Raw genomic sequence first — 4,240 nt, 5'->3', positions numbered from 1 at the left:
CACGCGCCCGTCCCGCAGGCCAGCGTCTCGCCGCAGCCGCGCTCGAACACGCGCATCGCGATGCCATGCGGGCTCACGACGGCGAACTCCACGTTGGTCTTCTCGGGGAAGGCGGGATGCGACTCGAAGAACGCCCCGACCGCGTCCACGTCAAACTCGTCGAGGCCGGTCCCGTCCAGGAAGCACACCGCGTGCGGGTTGCCCATGGACACGCAGCAGAACGCGAACGCGCCCCACGGCGAATCCAGCTCGAGCGCGCCTGCGTACGGATCGCCGAAGGAGGCGGTCGCGTCGGGCTCGGCGCTCACCGGCACCTGCGCCGGGTCGAGCACGGGGCGTCCCATGTCCACGGTCGCGCGCGTCATCTTCCCCGTGCCGTCCACCGTAAACGTGATGGGCCGGGGCCCGGCCAGCGTGTCGGCTGTCAGCCTTCGGTCCTCTGCGGGCACATACCCCCGATCGACCAGGAACTTCGCGAAGCAGCGCACCCCGTTGCCGCACATCTGCGCGAGCGTGCCGTCGGCGTTGACGTAGTGCATGTAGGCCGCGCATTCGGGACGCGCGGACGGCCGCACCACGATCACGCCGTCGGCGCCGATGCCGAAATGGCGGTCGCAGAGGCGTTCCACCTCCCCGGACGCGAGCTCGACGTCCCGCGCGAGCCCGTCGATCATGACGAAGTCGTTCCCCAGGCCGTGCATCTTGACGAACTCGAGCCCCTGCCGCATGCGCGCTCCTTCCGATCCCGGGCCGTTCCCGCCATGGTAGCCCCGGATCGCCGCGTACGCGCCTGGATTTAACGCGATGTTTACGCTGCCCCGCATATCGGCGATTCTGCATGCTCCGCCTGCCAGCCATCCGGTTCCGCCTGCCCGCCCCTGTTTCCCGGCTTTTCGCCCAGATATGCTACCTGATCGGCAGCGTTTCCCGACCGTTGACGGCTTTCCACAAAACGCCGACTGACACGCGTGCGGGCAGCACGCTATGCTGGGCTCGGCGATCCTTCGAGATCGCCCGGTTGGGAAGGGCGGCGCGACGCCGCCGGACGAAAGGATGCGCGCAATGGAGAACCCCGCACAGAAATCCTACCAGCTCTACATCGACGGCCAGTGGGTCGACGCGTCGGACGGGGGCACGCTCGACGTGTTCTGCCCGGCCAACGGCGAGCAGCTGTCCACCATCGCCGACGCCACCAAAGAAGACGTCGACCGCGCGGTCGATGCGGCGTGGAAGGCGTTCGAGACCTGGGGCAAGACCGACAAGGCCGAACGCGCCATCATCCTGAACAAGGTTGCCGACATCATCGAGGCCAACGCCGAGAAGCTGGCGCTGCTCGAGTCGCTCGACAACGGCAAGCCCATCCGCGAGACGCGCGCCATCGACGTGGCGTACTCCGTCGACCACTTCCGCTACTTCGCCGGCGTGCTTCTGGCCGACACGGGCGAGGCCGATATGCTGCCCGGCAACATGATGTCGCTCGTGCTGCACGAGCCCATCGGCGTGGTGGGGCAGATCGTGCCGTGGAACTTCCCGTTCCTCATGGCCGCCTGGAAGCTGGCCCCGGTGCTGGCCGCCGGCGACTGCACCGTGTTCAAGCCCTCGTCCACCACCTCGCTCACAGTGCTGGAGCTGGCCAAGCTCACCCAGGACGTCATCCCGGCCGGCGTGTTCAACGTGGTCACGGGCCGCGGCAGCAAGTCGGGCCAGTACATCCTCGACAACCCCAAGATCAGCAAGCTCGCGTTCACCGGATCGACCGAGGTGGGCCGCGACGTGGCCCGCGCGGCGGCCGAGCGCCTCATCCCGGCTACGCTGGAGCTGGGCGGCAAGTCCGCGAACATCATCTTCCCCGACTGCAAGTGGGACATGATGCTGGACGGCATCCAGCTGGGCATATTGTTCAACCAGGGCCAGGTGTGCTGCGCCGGCAGCCGCATCTTCGTGCACGAGGACATCTACGACAAGTTCGTCGAGGACGCCTGCCGCGCGTTCGGCAACGTGAAGATCGGCATGCCGTGGGAGGACGACACCCAGATGGGCAGCCAGATCGACCAAGGCCAGATGAACAAGATCCTCGAGTACGTGGAGATCGCCAAGCAGGAGGGCGGCCGCGTCCTCTGCGGCGGCGAGCGCGCCACCGAGGGCGACCTGGCCCGCGGCGCGTTCCTCAAGCCGACGCTCATCGAGGTGCCGAGCAACTCGTGCCGCGTGGCGCAGGAGGAGATCTTCGGGCCCGTGGCCGTGGTCATCAAGTTCAAGGACGAGCAGGAGGTCATCGATATGGCCAACGACTCGGTCTACGGCCTGGGCGGCGCCGTGTGGACCCGCGACATCAACCGCGCGTTCCGCGTGGCGCAAGGCGTGCGCACCGGCCGCATGTGGGTGAACACCTACAACCAGATCCCCTCGGGCGCGCCGTTCGGCGGCTACAAGGAGTCCGGCATCGGCCGCGAGACGCACAAGATCATGCTCGAGCACTACACCCAGACGAAGAACATCATGATCAACCTCGGCGAGGAGCCGAGCGGCTTCTATCCCGAGAAGTAGCGGCGGACTGACAACTCGGATTGGCGAAGCGGGCGGCAGCGATGCCGCTCGCTTTTTCTTTTCTCCCCTTCCACTCCGCGCGGCGACGCGAGCCCCCCCCTCGCAGGTCCTCTTGCCAGCGCGGCCTCCAGATCCGACGAGGCGCTTTCGAGCCGGGATTCGCGTTGGGCAATCGCCCGGTGTCGGAACCTCAAACGTTCGGCAACGGAGTGCGCGGCGCTCGGCGTTTCCGCAGTATGGTTGCTGCATCGCAACCGGCGAAACGCCGGTCGAGCCCTGCGCCACCTCGTGCAGCGGCGGATATCCCCGGCCTGGACCATGCGCGCCAAGCAAGCCCGCACACACTCATCCGGCGGGGCTACGACGGAATAGAGAGAAAGGTACGTACATGGCATCCATGCTCAAAAGGCTGTCGGGCGCGCTCGCGGCCCTCGTCGCCCTCGCGCTGATGGCTCCTATGGGAGCGGTTCCGGCGCTCGCCCTCGACGCGGGCGGCTTGGCCGACGACGGCAGCGCCTCGATCACGGTTCACAAATACAAGACCCAGTCGGCATCCAGCACGCCGGGCACGGGCGAGGACGGCCAGGGGCTTCCCGTGGGCGCCCAGCCGCTCGAGGGCGTGAGCTTCACCCTCTACCGGCTGGACAACGCCAAGGTGGAAGGCGCCGTGGCTGGGACGGCCGCCCCGGCCGGCGCTCCGACGGCCGACGACGTCGCGGCGTTCTTGGCGACCTACCGCGATAACGGGTTCGCCCCCAACGTGCAGACGACGGACCCCGACGGCACGGCCACTTGGGCCAGCCTGGCGTTCGGCTACTACCTGCTCGTGGAGACGGACGCGGGCGGGGCGAACGTGGACCCGGCCGTTCCCTCCATCGTGACGGTGCCGTACGCGCGCCAGGCGATGGGCGGATCCACGTCCTACGCCAAGGACGTGCACGTCTATCCGAAGAACGTGAGCCGCGAGGAAGTCGAGAAGACCGCCATCGGCGCACCCGACGTCACCGCCCCCGGTGAGAAGCTCGAGTACCAGATAGCGTTCATGGTACCCGAGGCGGGCAAGGTGCATGCGAGCGACGCGGCCGCCATGAAGGCCACGGTGGTCGACCGCCTGCCGCTCAATGCGGCGGGGCAGCCCGTCCTCACCGTCAACCCCTCTTTCACCGTGACCGCGCTCTCCAAGGGAGGCGACACGACCGCGCTCAATGCGGGCGATATCGTCTTCAGCGACACCTCGGCCTCCGATGGGCTGGTCACGTGGACGTTCGGACCGGAAATCGCGAAGGCTATCGAGGGTATCAACAGCACGAACGCCTCCAATGTGGACGGGCAGGTCGTGAAAGTGCTCCTGGGGATCACGGCGACGGTGAACGACAACGCCTACAACGGCGGCATCGACGCCACAGGGCAACCTTCCATCGCGAACACCGCCGTCGCCACCGTCAGCGACTCGGACGGCACGGTGATGATCGACGGCAAGGAGAGCGTCACCCCGGCCGTCACCACCATGGGCTTCAAACTGACGAAGGTGGACGCCGACGGCAATCCCGTCACGTCCGACTCGGCCACGTTCAAGCTGGCCGCCTCCTACGCCGACGCTGTCGCGGGCACGTTCATCAAGAACGGGTCGACGTCGGCGGACCTTACGGCGACGTCGAGCCTGGCCGACGGCACGGCGGTGTTCTCCGGTTTG

Annotated in this window: 3 protein-coding genes; 2 read left to right on the top strand and 1 reads right to left on the bottom strand. The window is 67.5% G+C overall.

Going from position 1 to position 4,240, the window contains the following annotated elements; all coding sequences use genetic code 11:
- On the bottom strand, nt 1-728 hold a 728-nt coding region (dapF, locus tag GPA_RS00945), incomplete at its 3' end, for a diaminopimelate epimerase (protein WP_041238718.1).
- Nucleotides 729-1,062: 334 nt separating this feature from the next.
- On the opposite strand from dapF, the gene GPA_RS00940 reads away from it, so the two are divergent.
- A complete protein-coding gene (locus tag GPA_RS00940; protein WP_015538684.1) occupies nt 1,063-2,547 on the top strand; it encodes an aldehyde dehydrogenase family protein in 1,485 nt (494 codons plus the stop codon).
- Nucleotides 2,548-2,935: 388 nt separating this feature from the next.
- A partial coding sequence (locus tag GPA_RS00935; RefSeq protein WP_041238716.1) for a SpaH/EbpB family LPXTG-anchored major pilin occupies nt 2,936-4,240 on the top strand: 1,305 nt, incomplete at its 3' end.

The organism is Gordonibacter pamelaeae 7-10-1-b (assembly GCF_000210055.1).
Classification (GTDB): Bacteria; Actinomycetota; Coriobacteriia; order Coriobacteriales; family Eggerthellaceae; genus Gordonibacter; species Gordonibacter pamelaeae.
This window is presented reverse-complemented; position numbering and strand designations above follow the sequence as displayed.